The sequence below is a fragment of the Pedobacter sp. 01N416 genome (assembly GCF_056399685.1).
On sequence record NZ_JBFTRT010000612.1, the window covers coordinates 1 to 2,917 of the forward strand.

3 protein-coding genes are annotated in these 2,917 nt (G+C 35.4%); all 3 read right to left on the reverse strand.

Translation table 11 applies throughout. The features are described from left to right. Positions 1 to 197 precede the first annotated feature (197 nt). The 3 genes from AC1DND_RS24615 to AC1DND_RS24625 all read right to left on the reverse strand — a co-directional run bounded on the left by AC1DND_RS24615 (position 198) and on the right by AC1DND_RS24625 (position 2,843). Positions 198 to 1,478 carry an adenylosuccinate synthase gene (locus tag AC1DND_RS24615; RefSeq protein ID WP_190326317.1) on the reverse strand — a complete coding sequence of 427 codons (1,281 nt, stop codon included), beginning with the start codon at positions 1,476 to 1,478 and terminating at the stop codon, positions 198 to 200. A gap of 38 nt (positions 1,479 to 1,516) precedes the next feature. Beyond that, positions 1,517 to 2,014 carry a Fur family transcriptional regulator gene (locus AC1DND_RS24620; protein WP_477585190.1) on the reverse strand — a complete coding sequence of 166 codons (498 nt, stop codon included), beginning with the start codon at positions 2,012 to 2,014 and terminating at the stop codon, positions 1,517 to 1,519. 199 nt (positions 2,015 to 2,213) lie between these two features. Next, entirely contained in the window at positions 2,214 to 2,843 is a 630-nt protein-coding gene (locus tag AC1DND_RS24625; RefSeq protein WP_477585191.1) for a hypothetical protein, read from the reverse strand. Between the last annotated feature and the right edge of the window lie 74 nt (positions 2,844 to 2,917).

Sequence of the window (2,917 nt, forward strand, 5' to 3'; positions counted from 1 at the left end):
CAATTGGTAAGAGTTGTCAACTTTCTGTGCTTCTGTCATTAAAGTTGACAACTCTGAAATAAAAAAAGCAACCTGGTTGCAGGTTGCTTTTTATTATTGGTCATCACCCTGATCCGATAACTATCGGATTTATTTCAGGGTCTATCAGTTTATGAACATATAGATGCTGAACTAAATTCAGCATGACGAATCTTATATTAACGTAATTCTAAAGTTTGTGCTCTATCTGGTCCTACAGAAAGGAATTTGATCGGCACTTCTAATTCTTTTTCTAAGAAAGCAATGTAATCAGTTAATTTAGCTGGGATTTCATCTACAGAAGTAATTTTAGTTACATCAGTTGCCCAACCATCAATTGCTTTCAATACTGGTTTTGGCTCGATTGAAATGATGTCGTATGGCATGTAATCGATCGTTTCGCCATTGTATTCGTAGTGGGTACAAGCATAAATGGTATCGAAGGTATCCAAAACATCAGCTTTCATCATAATTAACTCGGTTACCCCGTTTAACATGATGGCATATTTTAATGCAGGAAGATCGATCCAGCCACAACGACGGGCACGACCTGTAGTTGCGCCAAATTCGTGACCTAAAGCGCGTAAATTTTCGCCAACTTCGTTATCTAATTCAGTAGGGAAAGGGCCACCACCAACACGTGTGCAATATGCTTTGAAGATACCATAAACGGCTCCTACTTTATTAGGCGCAATACCTAAACCAGTACAGGCGCCTGCAGTTGTGGTGTTACTAGATGTTACAAAAGGGTATGAACCAAAATCTACGTCCAATAACGTTCCCTGAGCACCTTCTGCTAAAACAGCTTTTCCTTCTTTTAAGAAACCATTTACATAATGTTCACTATCAACATGAGGAATGGTTTTTAAGAATTCGATTGCTTCAAAGAATGATGCTTCTTTCTCAGCCAATTCATATTCGAAACCTTCGTAATGAGAAAGGATTTCAGTATGTTTTTCTACCAATTTAGCATAGCGTTCTTTAAAATCAGGTAGAGTAGTATCGCCAACGCGTAAACCGTTACGGCCAGTTTTATCCATATAAGTTGGACCAATACCTTTTAAGGTTGATCCAATTTTATTTTTACCCATGCGTGCCTCGTTAGCTGCATCCAATAATTGGTGGGTTGGTAAAATTAAGTGCGCTTTACGGGCAATCACCAATTTGCCATCGGCAATAGGATCATGACCAGCTTTTTTTAAATTATCTAACTCTCTTTTTAGGATAATAGGGTCGATTACTACACCATTACCAATAAGATTCATGGTTTTTTCGTTAAAAATTCCTGAAGGGATTGTATTTAAAACGAATTTTTTGCCATCGAACTCTAAAGTATGTCCGGCATTTGGGCCACCCTGAAAACGGGCAATAAGATCATATTTTGGACTTAGTACATCAACGATTTTTCCCTTTCCTTCATCACCCCATTGCAGGCCGAGAAGTACATCTACTTGCGTCATTATTTAATAAATTAAGCTGGTTTTATTTGTATTTTGATTTAATTTTCTACAATTTTTGCGACTGTTGCTGCGCTTTCGTTTACTTTTCTGGCCATACTGCAATCAGAGCAGAAGCCATAAAGATTTAACGAATGGTGTTTCACATCAAATTTTAAAAGATCACCAACCATGGTTTGGATCTGGTGGATTCGTGGATCGCAGAATTCTACTACTTTACCACATTCGATACAGATTACGTGATCGTGCTGGCGGTAACCATAAGATTTTTCGAATTGCGCCATATTTTTACCAAACTGGTGTTTGGTAACTAAATCGCATGAAACCAGTAACTCCAATGTGTTATAAACCGTAGCACGACTTACGCGGTACTTTTGGTTTTTCATGTGGATATAAAGGGTTTCTACATCAAAGTGGTCGTTTCTTGAATATATTTCTTCCAATATAGCGAAACGCTCTGGTGTTTTACGTAGATTTTTGTTTTCTAAATAAGCCTCAAAAATCTTGCGAACGAGCTCATTTGTTTTTTGTTCAGACATAGTTTTTAAACTCCATTCAAAGGTAGGTAAATTGTTTTGAAAAATGATTACACCGATGAAATGATTACATAGATTTGAATTGTTTGATTGTTACAGCCTTTGATTGTTGAAATGTTGTAATAAGTCGGATGCCCAAAGTCGGAAAGTCAAAAGTCGGGAGCCCTGAGTTCAATTTGCTAATAGTGTAGGTAACAGTTTTTCAATTAAAGTCTTTATATTGCTTGTCAGTTAAATCTTTAATCTCTATCCTAGGGTAAATAAAATGTTGTTTGGGTTTGTCTAAAAATTGTTTTTCCTCTCCCATTGCGAAGCCAAGTTTGTATCCAATATTATCAGAAGTAGTTAAAAATACATTGTCATGCTCTGTGTCATCAGAAGGAATAAATAACATTACTTTTTTATTTGCAACTTTATCAGTTATCCATTGCTCTCCTATTCTTGTTGTTGCCCAGCCTATTACGTCAAATGATTTTTCAAAACTCATTGGATAACGAACATAATTAATGAAGTAGCAGTAAATCTCAAACTCTATATCAAGTGGAAAAGTGATTGCAAATTCGTTTTCTCCAAGTTTATAAAGTCTTGGTTGGGCTTGAAAATTTTCTTGATTATACATATTACAAAATCCATTTATAATACTATCGATTTCTAAGTTTGAAATGTTTTTAACTAATATGAGTTTGTCATTTTTACTTTCTATTTTTTGTAAAAATTCTTTTGAGGGTCTTGCAGTATTATTATCCGGTTCAGTTTGTTGGTTTAGTAATTTGGTTTTAATTAGATAAAACGCAATAGCTACTAATATGATTCCAATAATTAAAGATTGCATCTTCATTTTAAGTATGGGTAGGGTTTTTAATTGCCATTATGCGCAAATTCCTATTTATGCAGTCTGAACTGCTT